Below are 1,309 nucleotides of genomic sequence, written 5' to 3'. Positions count from 1 at the left end.
TCGTTGATCCGTGTCTGAGACCAAAGCTCGCGCATCATGCGAATGGTATTAGCATCAAACAGCGGATACATGATTGGCACTACCAAGTAACCTGGACCATACAAGCCTCTACTGTCCTCGTAGGATCTCTTCTCTAACTTTTTTCGTACAGCATCAACAAAACGCTTCGAAAAAGCTTCATCCGGGTTAAGAAACGGCCCCGTCCCTATTGGCTCGTGAACTTCGCCCGGAGTGACGTACGAATACTCATCTTTCGCAAAGGCGTCGCTCCAAAACGCATCGGTTACCTCCACCCATCGGGTCGTGCGCCCGGAGCGGATAATTGCCTCTGGGGGGTCAGGTTCCTCCACCACCGAAAAATTTGTTCGATAGCGTGCGTTGAACCACTGCAAGAAAAGAGCGACTTGAGCGCGCTCATGAGCTTGCTTTATTGGTTTCCGATCAGCCATCAAGCACCTGGCGTCAAAGCACAGAGGCGCGGTGCAGCCTGATCGCAGCGCGCTCACTAGAACGACGGGCTCGCCAGACTACGTGTTGGATTTGCCAAGATTGCATAAGGCACAGAGCGTTTGTAAATTCTCAAGTATCGTTTCGCCGCCCTTGCTCCAGGCGACGACATGATCAACGTGGAGTTCAACACCTGGATCTAGTGCCGGACTAGCTCCACACGCGCAGCAGGTGAAACGATCGCGCTGAAGTACGTGCCATCGAAGGCGGAGCGATGGATCGCGCCCAGTGGCCCTGCGAGCAATTCCTACGCTTTGAGAGAGGAGTATTTCAGCGTCACTTCCGTTCGCGTACTCGACGAACGCAGCCAGTGCTCCCGACCACGAGCCAAAACGGCGGTTGTAAGGCGATTGAGAGATTGTCGAGGGTTTGTATGCAAGCTCACTTCGCCGAGGTTGGCGGCCGTAGTGTTGCCAGAGGATCAGTAGATTCTCAAACAACTCCTCGTCCGCGATGTCGATCACGTTCGACACCGAGAGGCCCGCAGCAGCAAGCGCGTTGTTCCAGGTTCCGAAGCGTCGAGTGGCGGTCGAATCTTGGTATTGACCGAGCCGACGATAGTCCTTCTGCCCAATTGTGTCTTTACCGACGCTGGCGGCAACCGCACGTATGTCCTCGAGTAACTCCTCGTCGGAGACAGGCATTCCGGAAACCCGCGTGATCTCGAAGCGATTGCGTGTCATGTGCGGGGCTTCGTTTGTGGACGACTGCACTGCTGTACAACGTCGGGAGTGCGTCGCATTAACCCGGCAATCAAATAGGTTTTGATATAATTCGGGCATGGAAAAGATCGACGCCCGCA

At 54.7% G+C, this 1,309-nt stretch carries 2 protein-coding genes; both read right to left on the bottom strand.

All coding sequences use genetic code 11. From position 1 onward, the window contains the following. On the bottom strand, positions 1-449 hold a 449-nt coding region (locus ACNKW1_RS15710), incomplete at its 3' end, for a hypothetical protein (protein ID WP_418365513.1). A gap of 78 nt (positions 450-527) precedes the next feature. Then, on the bottom strand, positions 528-1,309 hold a 782-nt coding region (locus tag ACNKW1_RS15705; protein ID WP_418365512.1), incomplete at its 5' end, for a homing endonuclease associated repeat-containing protein.

Origin of the sequence: Thauera sp. WH-2, from assembly GCF_048321015.1 — a bacterium.
GTDB lineage: Bacteria > Pseudomonadota > Gammaproteobacteria > Burkholderiales > Rhodocyclaceae > Thauera.
The sequence above is the reverse complement of the archived record's forward strand: the minus strand, read 5'-3'. Positions and strand labels throughout refer to the sequence as shown.